This window comes from Variovorax sp. GW823-FHT04B03 (assembly GCF_058796495.1).
In genome coordinates this window covers 508,081-528,628 of sequence record NZ_JBXAIT010000006.1, presented here as the reverse complement: position 1 = coordinate 528,628, position 20,548 = coordinate 508,081, and the positions used below count along the sequence as shown (strand labels likewise).

Below are 20,548 nucleotides of genomic sequence, written 5' to 3'. Positions count from 1 at the left end.
GCGCGGGGTTATCTCGTCGCGGCGGACTCGACGGTCTCGACCACCGTGCGGCCGGCCGGCGGGCACGACGGCCCGGCATCGCGGCCGAAGCAGCGCGCGGCCTGCGTGCGCGCCTGGGCTTCCTGCGCGTGGCGCGCTTGCGCGGCATCGACCTGGTAGTCGAGCAGCCACTTCATGAGCAACAGCATCGCGATCACCAGCCCGAGCGCCACACCCAGCAGGGTCGTGCGCCAGTTGCGCGGTCGCGCCGCAGACGGCGCGCGGGCCGGTGCGCTGCTCTCCATCGCGGTGAAGCCCGCAAGGCTGCGGGACGCACCACCGTCATGGATGCGGCGGCGGGGTGGTTCGGGGGTCGCGGAACGCGCGGACACCGAGGTCTGCGCGCGCTTCACGCGCGGCGCATGGGCAGTGTCCGAAGGCAGGTGGCGGGCAGGCATGACGGGGGCGATTATGAACGCCTTGCGCCCCCGGTCCGTGCGTCAGGCACCGACGCCGAACGCCGCGTGGTACCGCACCTCGCCAACCGGCCACGCGCCGTGGAACGACACGGCCTGAAAGTATTCCGGCGGAACGCCCGGCAACACCAGCCCGGGCCGCACGACGAAGCCAAAGCGGCCATAGAAGGCCGGGTCGCCCAGCAGCACGCAGCCCTGCGCACCAGCGTCGCGCAGGCCCGCCAGCGCCGCGTCCATCAGCAGCCGGCCGATGCCCTGCCCCTGGCGCGCGGGCGCCACCGAGATCGGGCCCAGGCCATGCCAGCCAGTCGTACCGTCCGAGATCGCCACGGGCGACAGCGCCACATGGCCAACGATCTCGCCGCCGTCTTCGGCCACGAGCGACAGCGTGAGCTGCCCGGCCGCGCGCAAGGCGTCGACGATGAGGTGTTCGGTGCCGTCGGCATGCGGTGCCTCGGCAAACGCCGCCACCGTCAGTTGCCGGATGGCGGTCTCGTCGCCCGGTTGCTCGGGGCGAACCACCGGCCCCGACTCCGCCCGTCGCGCAGCCTCCACCTTCTTCTGCGTGTCGGCATCCACCAGCGCCCGCATGGCGCGAAACAGCGGCCGGCTGCCGGTGTGCTTCTGGCCGTAGCCGAGGTTGAATTCGTAGTCGAAGTCCGGCGGGTTCGCGCCCTGGTTGTGCTGCAGCAGCGTCTCGAGCTTGTCCAGCGCCTTGACCGCCTGCGCTTCGGGCGTCTCGGCCTTTTCGTACTCGTCCCACAGCGCCAGGATGCCGGCGCGCAGCGGCGCGTCGAGCGTGCGCGTGAGCACCTGCAGGTCTTCGCGCTCCTGCGCGCTCTTGTCGGGATGCGCGCCTTGCACGATGGCGGGAATGTCACCGTGGATCGCCTCGCCCAGGTCGTGCACCACGCACATCTTCAGCACCTTGAGCAGGTCCAGGTCGGCCAGCTCGTCCTCGAAGGCCATGGCCATCAGGCACAGGCGCCAGCTGTGCTCGGCCGTGCTCTCGGTGCGGCCCGAGGCGGTGTGCGCGCTGCGCAGCACGCTCTTGAGGCGCTCGGCCTCGCGAAGGAAGTCCAGCCTTCCCCTGATCTGATCGATGTCCATCTCGCAGTCTCGTTGGTCCTGAATGAGTTCAGGCCGAGCCTAAGCGATCCGGACAGAGGCCGTCGTTACAGCGCCGGCCCCAGCCCGATCGGCGCGGGCACCGCGTTGACGATGCGCGTGAAGAGCGACGCATACACCTCGTCGGGCGCGGGGTGGTTGGAGAACAGGTCGCGGTTCTCGCCGAAGGCCGCATCGAGCTCGCGCCAGTCGTCGGCGCTGAGCACGCGCTCGGCCAGCGGCAGGATCTCGCGCTCCTCGTGCGCCATGTGGTCCAGGTAGAAGCTCACGTACTCGTTCATCGCCTGTTCGAAGGCCAGGCGGCGCGGCTCGCCGAGCATCTCGAAGGCGAGCAGCGCGTGCTCGACGTGGCGGATCTTGCGCTCGCCCCAGGCATGGTCGTTGTCGAGCTTGTCCATCAGGTCGCGCGAGATCGGCGTGCACGCGCGCAGCCGGGGAAAGAGCAGCTCGGTCTCCTTCGGGTGGTGGCGCTTCTCGGGAAACTCGTCCACGTAGAACAGCATGGCGCGCAGCGTCGCGAAGTCGGGCATCGTGCCCTTGCGGCGGTGCTGCTCGAGCAGCATCACGATGGAACGCAGCATGGCCGCCAGCGCGGCGTGCTCCTGGCGAATGATCCGGACGGCGGCGTGTGTCATGGCGGGGTCTCCTTCTTTCGAAGGCCCCAAGGGTCGCAAGCCCGAGGCGGCCCAGGCTTGTTCCAGATCAAGGCCCGCGCATGCAGCCAGGCACAGACTGGCACGGCATCTCCTCTTTCTCATCAACCCACCCTGGAGGTTCCACACCATGTACCAACGCATCCTGGTTCCCGTCGACGGCAGTTCCACCTCCGCCGAAGGCTTGGCCGAAGCCATCCGCCTGGCAAAGCTCACCGGTGGCCGCCTGCGCATCGTTCACATCCTCGACGAGCTCTCGTTCGCGCTCGGCATGGACGTCTACGTCGGCCATTCGGGCGACTGGCTCGGGGCGCTGCGCGCCAACGCCGTGACGCTGCTCGAGAAGGCCCGCGCCCAGGCGCAGGAAGCAGGCGTCGAGGCCGAGGTCGTGCTGCGCGACGGCTTCAAGGCCGGCGCGGTCCACGACCAGGTGGTGACCGAAGCCGTCGATTCGAAGGCCGACCTGATCGTGCTCGGCACGCACGGCCGGCGCGGCCTGAGCCGCTGGGCCATGGGCAGCAGCGCGGAGCACATCCTGCGGGTGGCGCCCGTGCCGGTGCTGCTGATCCGCGCGCCCGAAGCCGCGGCCAAGGTGGAGTCCGAGCGCTTCAGCCTGCCGGACGGGCTGGTCGCGAACCAGTAGGCCGGCCACCCGCCGCCGGTTTGACGGGGCCCGGCACCGCGCCCAGAATGGCCTGCTCCGCTCGCGGCTTCTTTCGCGCAAGAACCGCCCGCCCGTTCCCCGTTTCAAGGAGCAGCGCCATGAGCTCACCCCAGCACATCCGGCAGTCCATGGACACCCTCGCGAGCCACTTCGCGGCGCATCCGCAGGACGCCCTGACCCAGGACAAGCCGGCCACGGCCACGCTGGTGTCGGGCCTGCACTTTCGCGTGACCGGGCCCACGGGGGAATCCATCGCGACCGACATGCCGAAGGCCATCGGAGGCAAGGCTGAAGCGCCATCCCCCGGCTGGTTCATGCGTGCCGCCCTGGCCAGTTGCGAAACGACCGTGATCGCCATGCGGGCGGCGCAGCTCGGCATCGCGTTGACGACCCTCGAAGTGGTCGTCGGCAGCCAGTCGGACAGCCGCGGCCTGCTCGGCGAGCCGGCCTCCGTGCCCGCCGGCCCCAGCCGCATGCACGTCGCGGTGCGGATCGCCGCGCAGGGCGTGCCCGAGCAGGCGCTGCGCGACCTCGTGCACTGGGCCGAGGCCCACTCCCCGGTGGGCAGTGCGCTGCGCCGGGCCGTGCCGCTCGAGGTGGCGGTGCAGGTCGGGCCGGCCTGACGGCACCCGCGAAGGCCGTCCTCAGGCGTAGGAACGCAGCCGCACCGCAAAGGCCGCCAGCGGCGCGATGCCGCTGGCTTCGGCGCGCTCGCACCAGTCCTGCAGCCGCTTCACGAGCTGTTCGCCGGTGGCGCCCGATCGGCTCCACAGCGCGGTCAGCTCGCGCCGCATGGCGTACATCGTTTCCAGCGCCTGCGAAGCCACCAGCGCCTGCGTGAGCTGCGCATGGCGCGTGGCGTCGAGCGCTTTTTCTTCCTTGCCGAGCCAGGGCCGCGCGGCGCGCAGCGCACGGGCCTTGTTCGGCGCGAGCGCATGCACCCGGGCCAGCTCCTCGGTGCAGGCCTGCTTCAGCGAGCGCGAGTAGCTCGACAGCACGTCGTAGTGGTGCCGGATCACCGCCTGCACCGTGAGCAGGTCGACGGTGGCACGCGGCGTGGTGAGGCGCGGCTTCGGCGCCAGGTGCTTCACCTTCGCCAGCCCCAGCGCCTGCAGCGCGCGGATGTAGACCCAGCCGATGTCGAACTCGAACCACTTGTTCGACAGCTTGGCCGAGGTCGGGAACGCGTGGTGGTTGTTGTGCAGCTCCTCGCCGCCGATCAAAAGGCCGATGGGAAAGATGTTCGTGCTCGCGTCCGACGCGGGCCAGTTGCGGTAGCCCCAGAAGTGGCCGATGCCGTTGACCACGCCGGCGGCCCAGAACGGAATCCACGCGATCTGCACGAGCAGCACCAGCGCGCCCGGCAGCACGCCGAACAGCGCCATGTCGATCAGGCCCATGCAGGTGATGCCCAGCGTCTGGTAGCGCGTGTACAGCCGGCGCTCGAGCCAGTCGTCGGGCGTGCCGTGGCCGTAGCGGCTCAGCGTCTCGGGGTTGCGTGCCTCGGCCACGTACAGCAGCACGCCGCCCCACAGCACGCGCTTCAGGCCCACCACCTGCGGGCTGTGCGGGTCGTCGGGCGTGTCGCACTTGGCGTGGTGCTTGCGGTGCACCGCGGCCCATTGCTTGGTGACCATGCCCGTGGTCATCCAGAGCCAGAAGCGGAAGAAGTGGCTGGCGATGGGATGCAGGTCGAGCGCGCGGTGCGCCTGGTGGCGGTGCAGGAAGATGGTGACCGAGGCGATGGTGACGTGCGTCAGCGCCAGCGCGGCCAGCAGCACGCCCCACCACGGGAGATCGAGCGCGCCCGAGAAAAGAAAAGATGCCATTCGTTCGTACCTTCTGGACCCTGTGGACAACGGGCGCGATTCTCGGAAGCGCCCCGCCCGCGGGCCTTGCGCCAGATCAACGGCGGGCGCTGCGGCTGCCAGAGCGGCGCCTTGCGTGCTACGCTTCCCGGCTCCCTGCACCCTTCCCCGTGGCGCCGGCGTTTTTTCTCCCACCCCCGCATGACTTCTGCCCCCCACATCGCGGTGCTCGACGACGAGGTCGACATCACGCTGCTGCTGGCCAACTACCTCCAGGGCCACGGCTACCGCGTCACCCAGATCCACGACGGCGCGGCGCTGCGCTCGCTCATGGCCGCCGACCCGGCCGACCTCGTGCTGCTGGACCTCGGCCTGCCCGGCGAAGACGGCTTTTCCATCGCCCGCCACATGCGCGAGAACTGGCGCTGCGGCCTCGTGATCGTCACCGGCCGCGGCGACCCGGTGGACAAGGTGGTGGGCCTCGAAGTAGGCGCCGACGACTACGTGACCAAGCCCTTCGACCTGCGCGAGCTGGCGGCGCGCGTCAAGGCCGTGCTGCGGCGCCTGACGCCCGACGCGTCGGCGGCGGCCGCCGCGCCCACCCCGCCCGAGCGCCTGCGCTTCGCCGGCTGGCACCTGGACACCGCCGCGCGCAGCCTCAGCAACGCGCAGGGCGAGGCCGTGGCGCTGACCACCGGCGAGTTCGACCTGCTGTGCGCCTTCGCGCGGCACCCGGGCCGCGTGCTCTCGCGCGACTTCCTGCTCGAGCAGACGCGCGGTCGCGAAGCGGCCCCCTTCGACCGCACGATCGACGTGCAGGTCGGCCGGCTGCGCAAGAAGATCGAGGCCAACGCCGACGATCCGCAGCTCATCAAGTCGGTGCGCGGCGCGGGCTACATCCTGGTGCCGCCGGTCACCCATGGCTGACGGCAACGCACCCTCGATTCCCGGCCTGCCCTCGGGCGTCGAGGAAGGCAGCGTGTTCCGCTCGCTGTTCGCCGCCTACCCCGATTCGCTGCTGGTGGTCGACCAGTCGGGCCGCATCGTGCTGGCCAACCCCTCGGCCGCCGCCATGCTCGGCTACGCGGCCGACGAGCTCGTGGGCCTGAGCGTGGAAGCGCTGGTGCCCGACAGCATCCGCCCGCGCCACGCGGCGTTCCGCGAAGCCTACGGCCGCGCACCGCGCCCGCGCCCGATGGGCACCGACATGGAGCTGGTCGCCAAGCGCAAGGACGGCAGCGAGGTGATGGTCGAGATCGCGCTGAGCCCGCTGCAGAACCAGGGCCTGCCCTTCGTGGTGGCGGCGATCCGCGACATCGGCGCCTACCCGCGCGTGAAGCAGGCGCTGCAGCGCGCGCGCTACAGCGAACACCTGGCGCAGCTGGGCCGGCTGGCCGTCGACACGCGCGACCTGCAGGTGGTGCTGGCGCAGGTGCCCGACATCGTTGCGACCGCCTTGCAGGTCGAGGTGGCGATGGTGTGGCTGCTCGACGGCAGCCAGCGCGAGTTCCGCCTGGCCAGCGGCGTGGGCCTGGTCGCCGACGAGAGCGTGGGCCTGCGCATCGCCAACCGGCCCGACACGCAGCCCGGCTACGTGCTCTCGCAAGGCTGTCCGGTCGTGGTCACGGACTACCGCGAAGAGCGCCGCTTCACCGTGCCGCCCGCCTACCTCGAGGCCGGGCTGGTCAGCGCGCTGGCCGTGCCGCTGTCCGACCGGGGCCGCGTGACCGGCATGCTGTCGGTGCGCGCCACCGCCGCGCGGCGCTTCGGCGACGAGGAAATCCGCTTTCTCGAATCGGTGGCCAGCCTGCTGGCCACCAGCCTGCAGCGCGTGCAGACCGAGGAGGCGCTGAACCACGCGCAGCGCCTGGAGAGCGTGGGCCAGCTCACCGGCGGCATCGCGCACGACTTCAACAACCTGCTGACCATCATCCAGGGCAACCTGCAGGTGCTCGAGGAGCTGCCGCAGCTGGCTGCCGACGGCTACGCGCAGCAACTCGTGGCCGCCGCCGCGCGCGCCAGCCGGCGCGGCGCCGAACTCACGGGCAAGCTGCTGGCCTTCTCGCGGCGCCAGATGCTGCAGCCCGACGCGGTCGACGTGCGGCAGATGCTGCACTCGCTCACCGACATGCTGCGCCGCACGCTCGACCAGCGCATCCAGATCGAGATCGACGCCGACGACCCCTGCCCCGCCGTGCGCGCCGACCCGGGCCAGCTCGAATCGGCGCTGCTGAACATCGCCATCAACGCACGCGACGCCATGCCCGAGGGCGGCCGGCTGCACTTTCGCGCCGAGGCCTGCGACACCCTGCCCGCCACCGTGCGCCAGGAACTGAGCGACGCCGACGCCGGCCGCCGCTTCGTGGCGCTCTCCATCGCCGACAGCGGCACCGGCATGACCGATGCGGTCATGGAACACCTCTTCGAGCCCTTCTTCACCACCAAGGAGGCCGGGCGCGGCACCGGCCTGGGCCTGAGCACGGTGTACGGCTTCGTGAAGCAATCGCGCGGCGCCATCGCCATCGACAGCAAGCTCAACGCCGGCACCACCGTGACGCTCTACCTGCCGCAGGTCGAGGCCGAGGTGGCGAGCGCTGCAACACCTGCCGATGAAGACCCGATAGAAGTTGAAGCCGAAGCCACGCTGGCCCCGGGCCTGCGCGTGATGCTGGTCGAAGACGACGCCGAGGTGCGCCAGGTGGTCCACACCTTCCTGACCACGCTGGGCTGCGAGGTCGCGACCGCCGCCAACGCCGAACAGGCACTGCCTGCCATGGCCGCCGAGGCCACGCCCTTCGACCTGCTGCTGAGCGACATCGCGCTCGGCCCCGGCATGCGCGGCACGCGGCTGGCCGCCGAGGCGGTGCAACGCCAGCCCCGGCTGGCGGTGCTGCTGATGTCGGGCTTCTCGGCCGAGCTGCTCGACGCCGACCGCGAAGCGCCTCCGGGCTGGGAGCTGCTGCGCAAGCCCTATTCGCGCAGCGAACTCGCGCGGGCGATGGCGCGGGCGCTGCTCAACGTCGCTTCTTACTGAAGCATCGCGGGCGCCGGCGCCAGGCAGCGCTGCACGAAAGCCGAGAGCGCGCCCACGTCGGGAATCTGCACCTCGCGCCGCCCCTTGGTGGCAAAGCCGATGACCTTGTCGCGCGCCAGCCGCGAGAGCGCACGGCTCACGCTTTCGAGCGTCATGCCCAGGTAGTTGCCGATCTCGGCGCGCGTCATGCGCAGCGTGATCTCGTCGGTGCGCATGCCGCGGTCGGCCAGCGACTCGGCCCAGTAGCGCAGGAAGTCGGCCACGCGCGCGTCGGCCGGCAAAGTGCACACCGACATCAGCGAATCGCGGTCGTGCGCGATCTCGCGGCTCATCGCGGCGTGCAGCATCTGCAGCAGCGCGGGGTGCGTGGCGCAGGCGGCCAGCAGCGATTCGTAGGGCACGACCCAGACCTCGCCGGTGTCCATCGCCACCGCGTCGCACACGTAGCGCTGACCCGCGATGCCGTCGAAGCCGAGCCAGTCGCCGCGAAACTTCAGGCCCACCACCTGCTCGCGGCCGTCGGCCGAGAGGTTGACGATCTTGAAGAAGCCCGAGTTCAGGATGTAGAGGTTGCCGAAGCGTTCGCCGGCCTGGTAGATCACGTCGCCCGTGTGCACCATGCGGCGCTGCGGTTGCAGCTGCTCGGCCAGCAGGCGCAGGCGCTCGGCCGTGCGGCGGCCCGCGTCTTCCTTGTGCACCGCAGCCGGCAGCGGCCGAAGGGGGAGGATGGGGTTGGGGCGGGCACTCGTGAGCATGGGGATTCCTCGGCGTTCTGTCTGTCTTGTGTGGCGTTGCCTGCGATCAGGCGATGTCTCGATGCTAGGAAGCGCGAGGCCCCGCAGTGACAACGGCCCGCATCGGTGCGTAACGTCGGGTGAATGCTCTGTGTCCGGCGTGTAACAGCGGGGCGCTCCTTGATGTGCGTCAAGGCCGGCGCGGCATCGGTGGCTAGCCTCCGCGAGACACATGTCGAACCTTGCCATGCACCCTTCCACCGCCGCGCTGTCGCCCCAGAGAGAGGCCAGCCTGCTGGGCCGCGCCCGGCTGCTCCAGCGCGCCGCGCTCGACGGCACCGCGCCGCCGCGGCTGCTGCGCGGCAAGAACCTCGGCCTGCTCAGCGAGACCGGCGACAGCGCCGCGCTCGCCCTGCTGCGCCAGGCCGCCGAGGAACTGGGCGCGCAGGTCGCGACCATGCGCTCCAGCCTGTCGACCGACACGCCGGTGCAAGAGCTGCAGCACACGGCGCGCATGCTCGGGCGGCTCTACGACGCCGTGGCCTGCGAGGGCATCGATGCGGCGCTGGTGCGCCAGATCGGCCAGCACGCGGGCATTCCGGTGCACGACGGCGCAGCGGCCGACAGCCACCCCACGGCCGCGCTCGCAGGCCTGCTCGGCGAGCGCACGGCGGCGGCGGACAACCGGAGGTTCGTGCTGCAGGCGTTGCTGATCGAGAGCATCGCCTGACGAGATAGCGCGTCAGCCGCACCAGTCGGCGATGCGGTGGCTCAGGTCCATCCACAGCGCCTGCAGCGCCACCGCTGCCAGCAACACCCCCGCCAGCCGCGCGCCCCAGGCCTGGCGCGTGCCGCTGTCGCCCCACCCGCGCAAGCGCTGCCACAACCACGGCGCGGCGAGCAGCGAGACGCTGCTGCCCAGCGCGAACAGCGCCATCGTCGATGCACCCTGCAGCGGCCCGTTGCCCAGCGCGGCCAGCATGAGCGCCGAATAAAGCAAGCCGCAGGGCATGGCGACCCACAGCGTGCCGGTGGCGAGCACGCCCAGCAGCGAGCCGCCGGCCATGGGCCGCAGACGCGCTTCGAGGGCGCGCCCGGCGCGCTGCGCCCACAACGGCTGGCGGCCCGCGACGGCGAGCACCACGCCCCAGGCAAGCACGAACACATGCAGCATCACCCACAGCGGCCGCCAGGCCACGACCTGCGCGCTCGCTGCGCCCAGGCCGTGCAGGCTCGCGGCGGCGATGGCGCCGGCGGCGGCGTAGCTCGCCATGCGGCCGAGATGGAAGGCGACCGGTGCCATGGGATGCACGGCCTGCGAGGGACCGCCCGCCGGCACGATGCGGATCACCGCAGTCGACACCGCGCCGCACATGGCCACGCAATGCGGCCCGCCCGCGAGCCCCATCAGCAATGCGGCGCCGGCGAGTGCGGGTGAGTCCATACCGTCCTAAACCACGCGCGAAAAGCGCGTGCGCGTCGCTGCGCAATAACGGTCGAACACCATCGCCACCGCGCGCACGAGGAACCAGCCGGCCTCGGTGACCTCGATGGCGCGTGGCGACAGGCGCACCAGCCCCTGCTCGGCCATCGGCACCAGCGCGGCACGCTCGGGGGCGAAGTAATCCGCGAAGGCGATGCCGTGCGCGGCCTCGACGGCGTCGAAGTCCACGCGCCCCCGGCACATCAGCGCCATGATGACCTCGCGGCGCAGCAGGTCGTCGTCCGACAGTGCGAGCCCCTTGACCACGGGCAGGCGGCCCTGGTCGAGCAGCGCGTAATAGTCTTCCAGCGTCTTCGCGTTCTGGCTGTAGGTCGCGCCCACGCGGCCGATGGCCGACACGCCGAGCGCGACGAGGTCGCCGTCGGGTTGCGTGCTGTAGCCCTGGAAGTCGCGGTGCAGCCGGCCTTCGCGCTTGGCCACGGCCAGTGGGTCGTCGGGCAGCGCGAAGTGGTCCATGCCGATGTAGACGTAGCCGGCCTCGCTGAGCGCCGCAATCGCGCGCCCGAGCATGCGCACGCGCGTGGGCGCATCGGGCAGTTCGTCGGCCGCGATGCGCCGCTGTGGCTTGAAGCGCTCCGGCAGGTGGGCGTAGGCATACAGCGCGATGCGGTCGGGCCGCAGTTCGCGGATCTGCGCGAGCGTGCGTTCGAACGAAGCGTCGTTCTGGCGTGGCAGGCCGTAGATCAGATCGACGTTGATCGATTTGAAACCCAACGCGCGCGCCGCGTCCATCAGCGCGAAGACCTGCGCCGCCGGCTGAATGCGGTGCACGGCCTGCTGCACGGCGGGATCGAAGTCCTGCACGCCGAAGCTCAGGCGGTTGAAGCCGAGCGCGGCCAGCGCCGCGAGGCGCTTCGCGTCCACGGTGCGCGGATCGATCTCGATCGACTGCTCGCCGCCCGGCACGAAGGCGAACGCGCGGCGCAGCAGGGTCACCAGTTCGCCCAGTTCCTCATCGTCGAGAAAGGTCGGCGTGCCGCCGCCCAGGTGCAGCTGGCCGACCGGCGCACCGGGCCCGAGCTGCGCGACCTGCAGCGCCACTTCGCGCGCGAGGTAGTCGAGGTATTGCCGTCCGCGCTCGCGGTGCTTGGTCACGACCTTGTTGCAGGCGCAGTAGTAGCACAGCGATTCGCAGAACGGGATGTGCACGTACAGCGACAGCGGCTCGCCGACCGTGTCCGCGTCGCGCCGCAAGTGCAGCGCCTGCGCATAGTCGCCGGCACAGAAAGTCTCGACGAAGCGATCGGCCGTCGGGTACGAGGTGTAGCGCGGGCCGGGCACGTCGAAGCGGCGCAGCAGCTCGACGGGCAACACGGACGGGGTCTCGGCAACGCAGGCCAGGGGCAAGCTCATGACGCAGTCTCTTTCTCGGACGGCAGCGCCAGCAGCGTGGTGCACGCGCTCGAGGCCGCCGCCATCAGCCAGAACACGAAGAAGGACACGGTGTAGATGCCCTGGCGCGACATGCGCAGCGCATCCGCGCCGCAGTACGAATGGATCGGATCGATCATCGCGAACACCAGCACCTCCATGCCGCAGGCCACGAGGAACGACGGCCACAGGATGCCGGCGATGCGGCGCATGGCACTCACTGCGCGCCCCTCCGGGGCACCGGCACATCGTCCTCGGGCGTCGCCGCGTGGTTGCGCCCGGCCTGCGCCGGCATGCGCTTCTTGTCGGCCAGCGTGCGGTTGATCTCGATGCCTTCGCGGTAGTAGTCCTCCGACACCAGCACTTCGGGCGTGCGCAGCGCCAGCCACACGGTCGCGATGCTCGCGAGCACCACGGCGGCGGGCCCCGCGATCACCAGCCAGACCAGCGGGTAGCGCCACCAGGGGCCGGAGGTCGCGGGCGCGTTCATCGGCAGGGCATCGTTCATGGGAAGACCTTTCAGCGCGGCACCAGGAAGACCGCTTTTTCGGAAACCTGCGCCGCGCCATCCGCTTGCCGGATGTCGAAGTGCACCGTGTGCGAACCGGCCGGCGCGGCGCCATAAGGCACCTGCAGCCGCACCGCGACCCAGCGCGCCTGCGCGGGCTCGACCTCGACGGCGTCGTCGGGCGACGCCACGCTCAACCCGTCGATGCCGCGCGCGGCGATGCGGTAGTGCTGCGTGCGTTCGGTCGCATTCATGATCTGCAGCCGGTAGACGTTCTCCAGCCGCCCGCCCTCGACGATGCGCGCCAGCGAGGCGCGGTCGCGCACCACGTCGACCTTCAGCGGCGTGCGCGCGACCAGGCTGGCGAGCAGGCCCACCACCAGCAGCGCGAGCAACGCGGTGTAGACCAGCACGCGCGGGCGCAGCACGCGGCGCCACAGCTGGCGGCGCGACCAGCCGGCCTCCATGCCGTTCTGCGTGTCGTAGCGGATGAGGCGCGGCGCGTAGCCCATCTTGTCCATCACGCTGTCGCAGGCGTCCACGCACAGGCCGCAGCCGATGCACTCGTACTGCAGGCCCTGGCGGATGTCGATGCCGGTGGGGCACACCTGCACGCACAGGCTGCAGTCGATGCAGTCGCCCAAGGCGGCGCTGCGCGGGTCGACGTTCTTGCGGCGCGGTGCGCGCGGCTCGCCGCGCCGCGGGTCGTAGCTGACGATGAGCGTGTCGCGGTCGAACATCGCGCTCTGGAAGCGCGCGTAGGGGCACATGTACTTGCACACCTGCTCGCGCATGAAGCCGGCGTTGCCGTACGTGGCAAAGCCGTAGAAGAACACCCAGAACACCTCCCACGAGCCCATCTGCGTCTGCAGGAAGGCCATGCCCAGCTCGCGGATGGGCGTGAAGTAGCCCACGAAGGTGAAGCCGGTCCACAGCGCGATGCCGATCCAGACGAGGTGCTTGAAGGCCTTCTTCACCAGCTTCTCGAGCGAGAACGCGCCGGCGTCGAGCCGGATGCGCGCGCTGCGGTTGCCTTCGATGCGCTGCTCCACCCACAGGAACATCTCGGTGTAGACGGTCTGCGGGCAGGCGTAGCCGCACCACAGGCGCCCGGCCACGGCGGTGAAGAGGAACAGCGAGAGCGCGCTGATCACCAGCAGCCCCGACAGGTAGATCAGGTCCTGCGGGTACAGCACCAGCCCGAAGATGTAGAAGCGCCGCGCGGCCAGGTCGAACAGCACCATCTGCCGCTCGCCCCATTCCACCCAGGGCATGCCGTAGAACACCAGCTGCGTGAGAAAGACCATGGCCCAGCGCCAGCGCGCGAACAGGCCCTGCACGCTGCGCGGGTAGATCTTCTTCGTCGCCTCGTACAGGCCGACCTCCGGCGCGGCGGCGGGCGGCGCACTGACGATCGGGATGACCGTCTTTCGCGTCATGGCGTCCCGGTCGCAGGGTTGGACATGCCCCACACGTAGGAGGCCAGCAGCTTGATCTGCGCCTCGGTCAGGCGGCCTTCCTGCGCGGGCATGGCGCTGTGCTTGCCCTCGTTGATGATCTGCACGATGGCGGCCTCGCCGTAGCCGTGCAGCCAGATGCGGTCGTTCAGGCGCGGGGCGCCCAGCGCCGGGTTGCCCACGCCGCCGATGCCGTGGCAGGCCGCGCAGGCGGCGAACTTGGGCTTGCCCAGGCCCGCGCGCAGCGAGTCGTGCGGCTCGCCCGACAGGCTCAGCACGTAGTTGGCAACGTTCTTCACGTCGTCGGGCGTGCCGACCATCGCGGCGGCCGGCGGCATGGTGCCGATGCGGCCCTTGGTGATCGATTCGACGATCTTGTCGGGCGTGCCGCCGTGCAGCCAGTCGGCATCGGTGAGGTTGGGAAAGCCCTTGCTGCCGCGCGCGTCGGAGCCGTGGCACTGGGCGCAGTTGTTCATGAACAGGCGCTCGCCGATGGCGCGGGCCTGCGGGTCGCGCGCGACCTCCTCCAGGGGCATGGGCGCGTAGCGCGCGTACACCGGCGCCAGCGCCTGCGTGGCCTTGGCCACGTCCTGCTGGTACTCGGCGCGCGAGCTCCAGTCGTTCGTGCCGCGGAAGCTGCCCAGGCCCGGGAACACGGCCAGGTAGCCGAGCGAGAAGACGATGGTCAACACGAACAGGCCCACCCACCACAGCGGCAGCGGGTTGTTGGCTTCGCGCAGGTCTTCGTCCCACACGTGGCCGGTGGTGTTGTCGGCGTCGGAAGGCACGCGCTTGCGCGCCGTGAGCCACAGGAGCAGCACGCAGCCCAGGATGCTCAGCAGCGAGGCCACGGCCACGTAGCTGGACCAGAAGTTGTTGATGAAGTCGCTCATCGTGGGGCTCCGCGTCAGTCTTGCTCGAAGGGCAGGCGCGCCGCTTCGGCGAAGCGCTGCGTGTTGCGGCGCGAGCAGGCCCAGGCCACGATGCCGATGAAGACGACGAAGCAGGCGATGGTGGCGGCGATGCGCAGGGTGGTGATGTCGGTCATGGGGCGTTGCCTGTTCTTTCTTCTTACTTGAGCGCCAGGCCCAGCGACTGCAGGTAGGCCACGGTGGCGTCCATGTCGGTCTTGCCGGCAACCTCGTCGGCGGCCTTGGCAATCTCTTCGTCGGTGTAGGGCACGCCCACCGTGCGCAGCGCGCGCATGCGGGTGGCGATGCTGCCGGCGTCGACCAGCCCCTTCTCCAGCCACGGGTAGGCCGGCATGTTCGACTCGGGCACGAGGTCGCGCGGGTTGTTCAGGTGGATGCGGTGCCACTCGTCGCTGTACTTGCCACCCACGCGGTGCAGGTCGGGGCCGGTGCGCTTGCTGCCCCACTGGAAGGGGTGGTCGTACACGAACTCGCCGGCCACCGAGTAGTGGCCGTAGCGCAGCGTCTCCGAGCGGAAGGGGCGGATCATCTGCGAGTGGCAGTTGTAGCAACCCTCGCGCAGGTACACGTCGCGGCCGGCCAGCTGCAGCGGCGTGAGCGGCTTCACGCCCTCCACGGCCTCGGTGGTCGACTTCTGGAAGAACAGCGGCACGATCTCCACGAGGCCGCCGATGGCCACCACCAGCAGGATCAGAACGATCATCAGCAGGTTGTTGGTCTCGACCTTCTCGTGCGTGAAGCCGGTGGCGGCGGGTGCGGAGTTCTGGTTGTCAGGTGCGTTCATCGTGCGTCCTCGGGGGCTTCAAGCGTGGGCGGCGGCAACGGCCGGGATCTCGGCGCGCACCGAGCGTCCGGTGATCACGGTCATCCAGACGTTCCAGGCCATGACCAGCATGCCGCCCAGGTAGAGCACGCCGCCGATCACGCGCACCAGGTAGTAGGGGAAGGTGGCCTTCACGCTTTCGACGAAGGTGTAGGTCAGCGTGCCGTCGTCATTGATCTCGCGCCACATGAGGCCCTGCATCACGCCGGCGATCCACATCGCGGCGATGTACAGCACGATGCCGATGGTGGCCATCCAGAAGTGCACGTCGATGGCGCGCACGCTGTACATGGCGAGGCGGCCGTACATGCGCGGGATCAGGTAGTACAGCGACCCCATGGTGATGAAGCCCACCCAGCCCAGCGCGCCGGAGTGCACGTGGCCCACGGTCCAGTCGGTGTAGTGGCTCAGGGCGTTGACGGTCTTGATGGACATCATCGGGCCCTCGAAGGTCGACATGCCGTAGAACGACAGCGCAACGATCAGGAAGCGCAGGATCGGGTCGGTGCGCAGCTTGTGCCAGGCGCCCGAGAGCGTCATCACGCCGTTGATCATGCCGCCCCAGCTGGGCGCGAGAAGGATGAGCGAGAACACCATGCCCAGCGACTGCGTCCAGTCGGGCAGCGCGGTGTAGTGCAGATGGTGCGGGCCGGCCCACATGTAGGTGAAGATCAGCGCCCAGAAGTGCACGATCGACAGCCGGTACGAGTACACCGGGCGCCCCGCCTGCTTGGGGATGTAGTAGTACATCATTCCCAGGAAGCCGGCCGTGAGGAAGAAGCCCACGGCGTTGTGGCCGTACCACCACTGCACCATCGCGTCCTGCACGCCGGCGTAGGCCGAGTAGCTCTTCATCCAGCCGGCCGGAACGGCCGCGCTGTTGACGATGTGCAGCAGCGCCACCGCGATGATGAAGGCGCCGTAGAACCAGTTGGCCACGTAGATGTGGCGCACCTTGCGCAGGCCGATGGTGCCGAAGAACACGATGGCGTAGGCCACCCAGACCACCGCGATCAGGATGTCGATGGGCCATTCGAGCTCGGCGTATTCCTTGCCGCTGGTGTAGCCCAGCGGCAGGCTGATGGCGGCGGCGACGATCACCAGCTGCCAGCCCCAGAACACGAACGAGGCCAGCGCCGGTGCGAACAGCCGCACCTGGCAGGTGCGCTGCACGACGTGAAAGCTCGTGGCCATGAGCGCGCAGCCGCCGAAGGCGAAGATCACCGCGTTGGTGTGCAGCGGGCGCAGGCGGCCGTAGCTGAGCCAGGGAATGCCGAGGTTGAGTTCGGGCCAGGTCAGCTGCGAGGCGATGATCACGCCGACCAGCATGCCGACCACCCCCCAGACCACCGACATGAGTGCGAACTGCCGCACGACGGTGTCGTCGTAGATGGCCGCGGGAGGGTGCGTGGTCTGCTGCATCGTGGTGCCCGTAGATGTGGTTTGCGGGCAGTGTCTGCCCGCGTCGCCCGGGCAGGCTTGATGCAGATCAAGCCATCAATCGCTGTGTCAGTCGTTGTTCAGGATGCGGTCGCCTTCGACCTCGATGTCCTCGAACTGGCCGCGCTCGATGGCCCACCAGAGCCCCCCGAGGATCGCCAGAACGAGCACCACCGACAGCGGCACGAGCAGGAACAGGACGTCCATCAGGCCACCGCCGCCTTGCCTGGCGCAGCGAGCCGCGCCGCGTTGAGCACCACCAGCAGCGAGCTCGCCGCCATGCCCAGCCCCGCGAGCCAGGGCGGCAGCCAGCCGGCCACGGCCAGCGGCACGCACACGGCGTTGTAGGCCGCGGCCCAGAACAGGTTCTGGCGCACCACGCGCAGCGTGCGGCGCGCCTGCGCCACGGCCGCGGGAATGGCCTGCAGCGCATCGCCAAGCACCACGAAGTCGGCCCGTGCACGCGACAGCGGCACGGCCTGGCCGAAGGCGAACGAGGCGTTGGCGCGCGCCAGGCTCGGGCCGTCGTTCAGCCCGTCGCCGACCATCGCCACCTCGCGCCCGGCCGCCTGCAATTGCCACAGCACCTCGAGCTTGTCTTCCGGTGCGCAGTCGCCCTGCACCGCCGCGATGCCGGCCTGCGCGCCGATGGCACGCGCCGCGTTCTCGCGGTCGCCCGAGAGCAGCCGCACCGACAGCCCCTGCGCCTGCAGCGCCGTCACGGCCTGCGTGGCGTCGGGGCGCAGCTCCTCGGCGAGCACGAAGCTGGCGAGCCAGCCCTCGTCGTCGCTCAGGTGGATCTGCGCCGCATCGACCTGCAGCGGCGGCACCTCGCAGAAGGCCGCGGAGCCCAGCCGCACGGGGCGCGCACCGTGGTCGTCCACCGCATCGCGCCGGTGCAGCGAGGCCGCCACGCCCTGCCCCACCGTCTCGCGCAGCTGCGTCGCCGACCAGGCCGGCGGCGCACGGAACTGCGCCTGCCAGGCGTTCACGAGCGCGCGCGCCGCCGGGTGCAGCGACAGCGCCGCGAGCGCCGCGCCGATCTCCAGCGCATCGCCGGGGCGCAGGCCCTGGCGGCAGTACACGCGCTCCAGGCGCGGCGTGTCGCCCGTGAGCGTGCCGGTCTTGTCGAACACCACGGTGTCGACGCCGGCCAGCGCTTCGAGCGCCTGCAGGTTCGAGGTGAGCACGCCGCCGCGCGCCAGCGCACCCGCGCTCGCGAGCATCGCGGCCGGCGTGGCCAGCGACAACGCGCACGGGCAGGTGACGATCAGCACCGCCACCGCGACCATCAGCGCCTTGCCGGGATCGACCGTCCACCACAGCGCGCCCGCGCCGAACGCGCAGGCCAGCACGGCGATGAGAAAGGGCCGCGCCACGCGATCGGCGAGCCGGGCCAGGCGCGGCTTGTCGAGCGCGGCGTTTTCCATGAGGCGCACGATCTGCGCGAAGCGCGTGCCCTCGCCCACCGACGCGATGCGCACCTGCACCACGGCCGAGAGGTTGTGGCTGCCCGCGAGCACGCGGTCGCCGCAGGGGCGCGGCACGGGGCGCGACTCGCCGGTGAGCAGCGCCTCGTCGGCGGTGGTGTCGCCGTCGATCACCGTGCCGTCGGCCGGAAAGGCCTCGCCGGGGCGCACGCGCACCACGTCGCCCGCGCCGAGCCGGCGCACCGCCACGCGCGTCCATGCGCCGTCGGGCGCGAGGCGCTCCACGCTGTCGGGCAGCCGGTGCATCAGCGCCTCGAGCGCGCCGGCCGTGCGGTCGCGCAGCCGCGCCTCGAGCCAGCGGCCGGTGAGCAGGAAGAAGACGAACATCGTCAGCGAGTCGAAGTAGACCTCGTGCCCCAGCGGCCCCGTGGGGTCGAAGGTGGCGGCCGTGCTCACCACGAAGGTGATGACCACGCCGAAGGTCACGGGCAGGTCCATGCCGACACGGCCGATGCGCAGGTCGCGCCAGGCGCTGCGAAAGAAGGGCCCGCACGAGAACAGCACCACGGGCAGGCTGAGCACCCACGAGGCCCAGCGCAGCAGCTGCGCCGCATCGGCCGTCATGTCGCCGGGGCGCGCGACGTAGGCCGGGTAGGCGTACATCATCACCTGCATCATGCAAAAGCCCGCGACCAGCCAGCGCCACAGCGCCATGCGCAGTTCGCGCGTGCGCGTCTCGCGCGCGCTGCGGCTGCCGGCCGGCAGCAAGGGGTAGCCCGCGCGCGCGCTGGCTTCGAACCAGCGCGAAGGCCGCGTGGCCGTGGCCGACCACACGACGCGCGCGCGCCGGCTCGCGGCATTCACCTGCACCTCGGCCACGCCGGGCACCTGCGCCAGCGCGGCCTCGACGGTGAAGGCGCAGCCCGCGCAGTGCATGCCCTCGACCGCCACCTGCGATTCCCAGCGGCCCGTACCGGCCTCCAGCGGGCGGCCGAACGCGGCCCACTCGGCGGGGTCGTCGAGCAGCTGCCAGGCGTCGGCGCGGGCATCGGCCCCCGCAGACGATGGAACGGACGGAAACGGCGCGAGCGCGGCGGAAGCTTGCATCGGGGCAGGCTAAATGCCGGGCCGATGCAAGCGTTTGATCTGCATCAAGGTTCGTTGCGGCGGCCGGGGCCGCGCACAACCATCACCGTCAGGCAGGTGTCTTCGCGGACTCCAGCTCCACCGGCGGTGTGCCGGCCTTGAACATGCTCGCCAGCTGCTTGCGCAGTTCGGGCGTGTCGGTGTGGCCGTGCACGGCCACGGCATGCTGGACGGCAGCATCGAGCAGCTCGCCTTCGGAATCGGCGCAGAGCGCGACACTGCAGTTCATCGTGCTCGGATACTCGCGGCAGTCGATGTATTGGCGGGACATGGCGCCTCCTTTGTCCTTACGGACGTGCTTCGAAGATCAGGTTGAAAGGCGTCTCGCTGGCGCGGCGGAAATGCGAGAAGCCGCCCTGCGAAACGACATCGCGCAGGCGCGCTTCGCCGGCCTGCGCGCCCAGGCACAGGCCCACTTCCTGCGAACGCGAGGCCGGCGTGCAGATGAAGCTGGAGGCCGAATAGAACACGCGCCCCACCGGGTTGATGTTGTCTTCCAGCCGGTCGTTGGCAAAGGGTTCGACGATCATCCACGTGCCCTGCGGCTTGAGGGTGCGCCGCACGTGCGCCGCCGCGCCGACGGGGTCGCCCATGTCGTGCAGGCAGTCGAAGACCGCGACCAGGTCGTAGTCTTCACCGGGGAAATCCTTGGCGCTCGCGACCTCGAAGCGCAGGCGCTTCTCATCGTCGACGCCGGCCTTGCGCGCGGTTTCGCGTGCGCGCTCGATCGAAGGCGCGTGGTAGTCGAAGCCGACGAAGCTGGATTGGGGATAGGCCTGCGCCATCAGCAGCGTTGAGGCGCCGTGCCCGCAGCCCACGTCCGCCACGCGCGCGCCGCTTTTCAGCAAGGGCTCGATGCCTTCGAGCGCCGGAATCCACTGGCTCACCAGGTTGGCCGCGTAGCCGGGCCGGAAGAAGCGCTCGGTGCCATGGAACAGGGCCACGTCGTGCTCGTGCCAGCCGATGCCCAGGCCCGTGCGCATGGCCTGGACCATCTTGGGAATGATCTTGAACTGCGCCACGGCGATCTGGAACGCGCCGGGCACGAAGGCCGGGCTGCCTTCCTCGGCCAGCGCGAAGGCCTGTTCCTCGGTCAGCGAGAACAGCTCGCCTTTCGGGTCGTACTCGACGTAGCCGCTGGCGGCCTGGGCCGAGAGCCATTCGCGCAGGTAGCGCGGGTCGGTCTCGGTGCGGCGGGCGAGCTGCTCCGCGGTGGCGGGGCCTTCGGCCAGCGCCTTGTACAGGCCGAGCTGGTCGCCGACGACGATGGTCGCCGCATGCATCACGGCCCCGATGTCGTGGACGAAGTTACCCATGAACGCGTTAAGCCGTGTTTCGTCGATGGCCATGTGTATCCCCTTCGTCGACAAGCGACTGGCGCGCCCGCTGCCTGCCTATACTGAATTCGAGGCAAAGGGCCTGCGAGCATCCTGTCTCTCGATGCGTGCGGGCGCCATACGC

At 70.4% G+C, this 20,548-nt stretch carries 23 protein-coding genes and 1 pseudogene; 5 read left to right on the top strand and 19 right to left on the bottom strand.

The window, feature by feature from the left end; genetic code table 11:
- Positions 1-8: 8 nt before the first annotated feature.
- The 4 genes and pseudogenes from AC1RAD_RS26460 to AC1RAD_RS26445 all read right to left on the bottom strand — a co-directional run bounded on the left by AC1RAD_RS26460 (position 9) and on the right by AC1RAD_RS26445 (position 2,218).
- Entirely contained in the window at positions 9-437 is a 429-nt protein-coding gene (locus tag AC1RAD_RS26460) for a hypothetical protein (RefSeq protein ID WP_062479965.1), read from the bottom strand.
- Between the two features lie 42 nt (positions 438-479).
- Positions 480-977, bottom strand: coding sequence for a GNAT family N-acetyltransferase (locus AC1RAD_RS26455; protein WP_492738102.1), 498 nt, complete (start codon positions 975-977; stop codon positions 480-482).
- A 24-nt stretch (positions 978-1,001) separates the two neighbouring features.
- Positions 1,002-1,565 (bottom strand): annotated as a pseudogene (locus AC1RAD_RS26450) (HD domain-containing protein); the annotation flags it as partial.
- Between the two features lie 65 nt (positions 1,566-1,630).
- Positions 1,631-2,218, bottom strand: coding sequence for a hemerythrin domain-containing protein (locus AC1RAD_RS26445; RefSeq protein ID WP_492738029.1), 588 nt, complete (start codon positions 2,216-2,218; stop codon positions 1,631-1,633).
- A 148-nt stretch (positions 2,219-2,366) separates the two neighbouring features.
- Between AC1RAD_RS26445 and AC1RAD_RS26440 the strand changes: the two genes are divergently transcribed.
- Complete coding sequence (locus AC1RAD_RS26440) at positions 2,367-2,879, top strand: universal stress protein (RefSeq protein WP_095746583.1); 513 nt, start codon at positions 2,367-2,369, stop codon at positions 2,877-2,879.
- A gap of 119 nt (positions 2,880-2,998) precedes the next feature.
- Positions 2,999-3,523 carry an OsmC family protein gene (locus AC1RAD_RS26435; RefSeq protein WP_492738027.1) on the top strand — a complete coding sequence of 175 codons (525 nt, stop codon included), beginning with the start codon at positions 2,999-3,001 and terminating at the stop codon, positions 3,521-3,523.
- A 21-nt stretch (positions 3,524-3,544) separates the two neighbouring features.
- Here the strand turns inward: AC1RAD_RS26435 and AC1RAD_RS26430 are convergent, their stop codons facing one another.
- A complete protein-coding gene (locus tag AC1RAD_RS26430) occupies positions 3,545-4,729 on the bottom strand; it encodes a DesA family fatty acid desaturase (RefSeq protein ID WP_492738026.1) in 1,185 nt (394 codons plus the stop codon).
- A 180-nt stretch (positions 4,730-4,909) separates the two neighbouring features.
- Between AC1RAD_RS26430 and AC1RAD_RS26425 the strand changes: the two genes are divergently transcribed.
- Positions 4,910-5,635 carry a winged helix-turn-helix domain-containing protein gene (locus tag AC1RAD_RS26425; RefSeq protein ID WP_492738025.1) on the top strand — a complete coding sequence of 242 codons (726 nt, stop codon included), beginning with the start codon at positions 4,910-4,912 and terminating at the stop codon, positions 5,633-5,635.
- Positions 5,628-7,742 (top strand): PAS domain S-box protein, encoded by a 2,115-nt coding sequence (locus AC1RAD_RS26420; protein ID WP_492738024.1) that lies wholly within the window; start codon positions 5,628-5,630, stop codon positions 7,740-7,742. The genes AC1RAD_RS26425 and AC1RAD_RS26420 overlap by 8 nt, the downstream gene beginning before the upstream one ends.
- On the opposite strand, the gene AC1RAD_RS26415 is transcribed toward AC1RAD_RS26420, so the two are convergent.
- Positions 7,736-8,497, bottom strand: coding sequence for a Crp/Fnr family transcriptional regulator (locus AC1RAD_RS26415; protein WP_369629916.1), 762 nt, complete (start codon positions 8,495-8,497; stop codon positions 7,736-7,738). The two genes, AC1RAD_RS26420 and AC1RAD_RS26415, sit on opposite strands and share 7 nt — an antisense overlap.
- Before the next feature lie 226 nt (positions 8,498-8,723).
- On the opposite strand from AC1RAD_RS26415, the gene AC1RAD_RS26410 reads away from it, so the two are divergent.
- Positions 8,724-9,206, top strand: coding sequence for a Rossmann-fold NAD(P)-binding domain-containing protein (locus AC1RAD_RS26410; protein WP_235926376.1), 483 nt, complete (start codon positions 8,724-8,726; stop codon positions 9,204-9,206).
- Between the two features lie 12 nt (positions 9,207-9,218).
- Here AC1RAD_RS26410 and AC1RAD_RS26405 read toward each other — a convergent pair whose 3' ends face one another.
- From AC1RAD_RS26405 to AC1RAD_RS26345, 13 genes are all read right to left on the bottom strand, one after another.
- Entirely contained in the window at positions 9,219-9,920 is a 702-nt protein-coding gene (locus tag AC1RAD_RS26405) for a sulfite exporter TauE/SafE family protein (protein ID WP_492738023.1), read from the bottom strand.
- A gap of 6 nt (positions 9,921-9,926) precedes the next feature.
- Complete coding sequence (gene hemN / locus AC1RAD_RS26400; protein WP_492738022.1) at positions 9,927-11,333, bottom strand: oxygen-independent coproporphyrinogen III oxidase; 1,407 nt, start codon at positions 11,331-11,333, stop codon at positions 9,927-9,929.
- Complete coding sequence (locus AC1RAD_RS26395) at positions 11,330-11,563, bottom strand: hypothetical protein (RefSeq protein WP_223301390.1); 234 nt, start codon at positions 11,561-11,563, stop codon at positions 11,330-11,332. The genes hemN and AC1RAD_RS26395 overlap by 4 nt, the downstream gene beginning before the upstream one ends.
- 5 nt (positions 11,564-11,568) lie before the next feature.
- A complete protein-coding gene (locus AC1RAD_RS26390) occupies positions 11,569-11,859 on the bottom strand; it encodes a FixH family protein (RefSeq protein WP_070062094.1) in 291 nt (96 codons plus the stop codon).
- 11 nt (positions 11,860-11,870) lie between these two features.
- On the bottom strand, positions 11,871-13,298 hold the full coding sequence (ccoG, locus tag AC1RAD_RS26385) for a cytochrome c oxidase accessory protein CcoG (RefSeq protein ID WP_492738021.1): 1,428 nt from the start codon (positions 13,296-13,298) through the stop codon (positions 11,871-11,873).
- The gene (gene ccoP, locus AC1RAD_RS26380) at positions 13,295-14,209 is read right to left on the bottom strand and encodes a cytochrome-c oxidase, cbb3-type subunit III (RefSeq protein ID WP_159273071.1); all 915 of its coding nucleotides are present in this window, start codon (positions 14,207-14,209) and stop codon (positions 13,295-13,297) included. Before ccoP ends, ccoG begins: the two co-directional genes overlap by 4 nt.
- 14 nt (positions 14,210-14,223) lie before the next feature.
- Positions 14,224-14,364, bottom strand: coding sequence for a cbb3-type cytochrome oxidase subunit 3 (locus tag AC1RAD_RS26375; RefSeq protein WP_062481697.1), 141 nt, complete (start codon positions 14,362-14,364; stop codon positions 14,224-14,226).
- A gap of 23 nt (positions 14,365-14,387) precedes the next feature.
- Positions 14,388-15,032: a cytochrome-c oxidase, cbb3-type subunit II gene (gene ccoO, locus AC1RAD_RS26370; protein WP_062481700.1), complete on the bottom strand. Its 645-nt coding sequence runs from the start codon at positions 15,030-15,032 to the stop codon at positions 14,388-14,390.
- Between the two features lie 18 nt (positions 15,033-15,050).
- Positions 15,051-16,493, bottom strand: coding sequence for a cytochrome-c oxidase, cbb3-type subunit I (gene ccoN, locus AC1RAD_RS26365; protein WP_492738019.1), 1,443 nt, complete (start codon positions 16,491-16,493; stop codon positions 15,051-15,053).
- A gap of 87 nt (positions 16,494-16,580) precedes the next feature.
- A complete protein-coding gene (gene ccoS, locus AC1RAD_RS26360; protein WP_062481719.1) occupies positions 16,581-16,718 on the bottom strand; it encodes a cbb3-type cytochrome oxidase assembly protein CcoS in 138 nt (45 codons plus the stop codon).
- Positions 16,718-19,048, bottom strand: coding sequence for a heavy metal translocating P-type ATPase (locus AC1RAD_RS26355; protein ID WP_492738017.1), 2,331 nt, complete (start codon positions 19,046-19,048; stop codon positions 16,718-16,720). The genes ccoS and AC1RAD_RS26355 overlap by 1 nt, the downstream gene beginning before the upstream one ends.
- 88 nt (positions 19,049-19,136) lie before the next feature.
- Positions 19,137-19,358: a DUF1059 domain-containing protein gene (locus AC1RAD_RS26350; RefSeq protein ID WP_492731191.1), complete on the bottom strand. Its 222-nt coding sequence runs from the start codon at positions 19,356-19,358 to the stop codon at positions 19,137-19,139.
- 16 nt (positions 19,359-19,374) lie between these two features.
- On the bottom strand, positions 19,375-20,436 hold the full coding sequence (locus AC1RAD_RS26345) for a class I SAM-dependent methyltransferase (RefSeq protein WP_062482952.1): 1,062 nt from the start codon (positions 20,434-20,436) through the stop codon (positions 19,375-19,377).
- Positions 20,437-20,548 lie beyond the last annotated feature (112 nt).

Excerpts from the sequence above, each read along its gene's own strand:
- AC1RAD_RS26460 (WP_062479965.1), bottom strand. The coding sequence starts at position 437 with ATGCCTGCCCGCCACCTGCCTTCGGACACTGCCCATGCGCCGCGCGTG.
- AC1RAD_RS26445 (WP_492738029.1), bottom strand. The coding sequence starts at position 2,218 with ATGACACACGCCGCCGTCCGGATCATTCGCCAGGAGCACGCCGCGCTG.
- AC1RAD_RS26440 (WP_095746583.1), top strand. The coding sequence starts at position 2,367 with ATGTACCAACGCATCCTGGTTCCCGTCGACGGCAGTTCCACCTCCGCC.
- AC1RAD_RS26435 (WP_492738027.1), top strand. The coding sequence starts at position 2,999 with ATGAGCTCACCCCAGCACATCCGGCAGTCCATGGACACCCTCGCGAGC.
- AC1RAD_RS26430 (WP_492738026.1), bottom strand. The coding sequence starts at position 4,729 with ATGGCATCTTTTCTTTTCTCGGGCGCGCTCGATCTCCCGTGGTGGGGC.
- AC1RAD_RS26425 (WP_492738025.1), top strand. The coding sequence starts at position 4,910 with ATGACTTCTGCCCCCCACATCGCGGTGCTCGACGACGAGGTCGACATC.
- AC1RAD_RS26420 (WP_492738024.1), top strand. The coding sequence starts at position 5,628 with ATGGCTGACGGCAACGCACCCTCGATTCCCGGCCTGCCCTCGGGCGTC.
- AC1RAD_RS26415 (WP_369629916.1), bottom strand. The coding sequence starts at position 8,497 with ATGCTCACGAGTGCCCGCCCCAACCCCATCCTCCCCCTTCGGCCGCTG.
- AC1RAD_RS26410 (WP_235926376.1), top strand. The coding sequence starts at position 8,724 with ATGCACCCTTCCACCGCCGCGCTGTCGCCCCAGAGAGAGGCCAGCCTG.
- AC1RAD_RS26405 (WP_492738023.1), bottom strand. The coding sequence starts at position 9,920 with ATGGACTCACCCGCACTCGCCGGCGCCGCATTGCTGATGGGGCTCGCG.
- hemN (WP_492738022.1), bottom strand. The coding sequence starts at position 11,333 with ATGAGCTTGCCCCTGGCCTGCGTTGCCGAGACCCCGTCCGTGTTGCCC.
- AC1RAD_RS26395 (WP_223301390.1), bottom strand. The coding sequence starts at position 11,563 with ATGCGCCGCATCGCCGGCATCCTGTGGCCGTCGTTCCTCGTGGCCTGC.
- AC1RAD_RS26390 (WP_070062094.1), bottom strand. The coding sequence starts at position 11,859 with ATGAACGATGCCCTGCCGATGAACGCGCCCGCGACCTCCGGCCCCTGG.
- ccoG (WP_492738021.1), bottom strand. The coding sequence starts at position 13,298 with ATGACGCGAAAGACGGTCATCCCGATCGTCAGTGCGCCGCCCGCCGCC.
- ccoP (WP_159273071.1), bottom strand. The coding sequence starts at position 14,209 with ATGAGCGACTTCATCAACAACTTCTGGTCCAGCTACGTGGCCGTGGCC.
- AC1RAD_RS26375 (WP_062481697.1), bottom strand. The coding sequence starts at position 14,364 with ATGACCGACATCACCACCCTGCGCATCGCCGCCACCATCGCCTGCTTC.
- ccoO (WP_062481700.1), bottom strand. The coding sequence starts at position 15,032 with ATGAACGCACCTGACAACCAGAACTCCGCACCCGCCGCCACCGGCTTC.
- ccoN (WP_492738019.1), bottom strand. The coding sequence starts at position 16,493 with ATGCAGCAGACCACGCACCCTCCCGCGGCCATCTACGACGACACCGTC.
- ccoS (WP_062481719.1), bottom strand. The coding sequence starts at position 16,718 with ATGGACGTCCTGTTCCTGCTCGTGCCGCTGTCGGTGGTGCTCGTTCTG.
- AC1RAD_RS26355 (WP_492738017.1), bottom strand. The coding sequence starts at position 19,048 with ATGCAAGCTTCCGCCGCGCTCGCGCCGTTTCCGTCCGTTCCATCGTCT.
- AC1RAD_RS26350 (WP_492731191.1), bottom strand. The coding sequence starts at position 19,358 with ATGTCCCGCCAATACATCGACTGCCGCGAGTATCCGAGCACGATGAAC.
- AC1RAD_RS26345 (WP_062482952.1), bottom strand. The coding sequence starts at position 20,436 with ATGGCCATCGACGAAACACGGCTTAACGCGTTCATGGGTAACTTCGTC.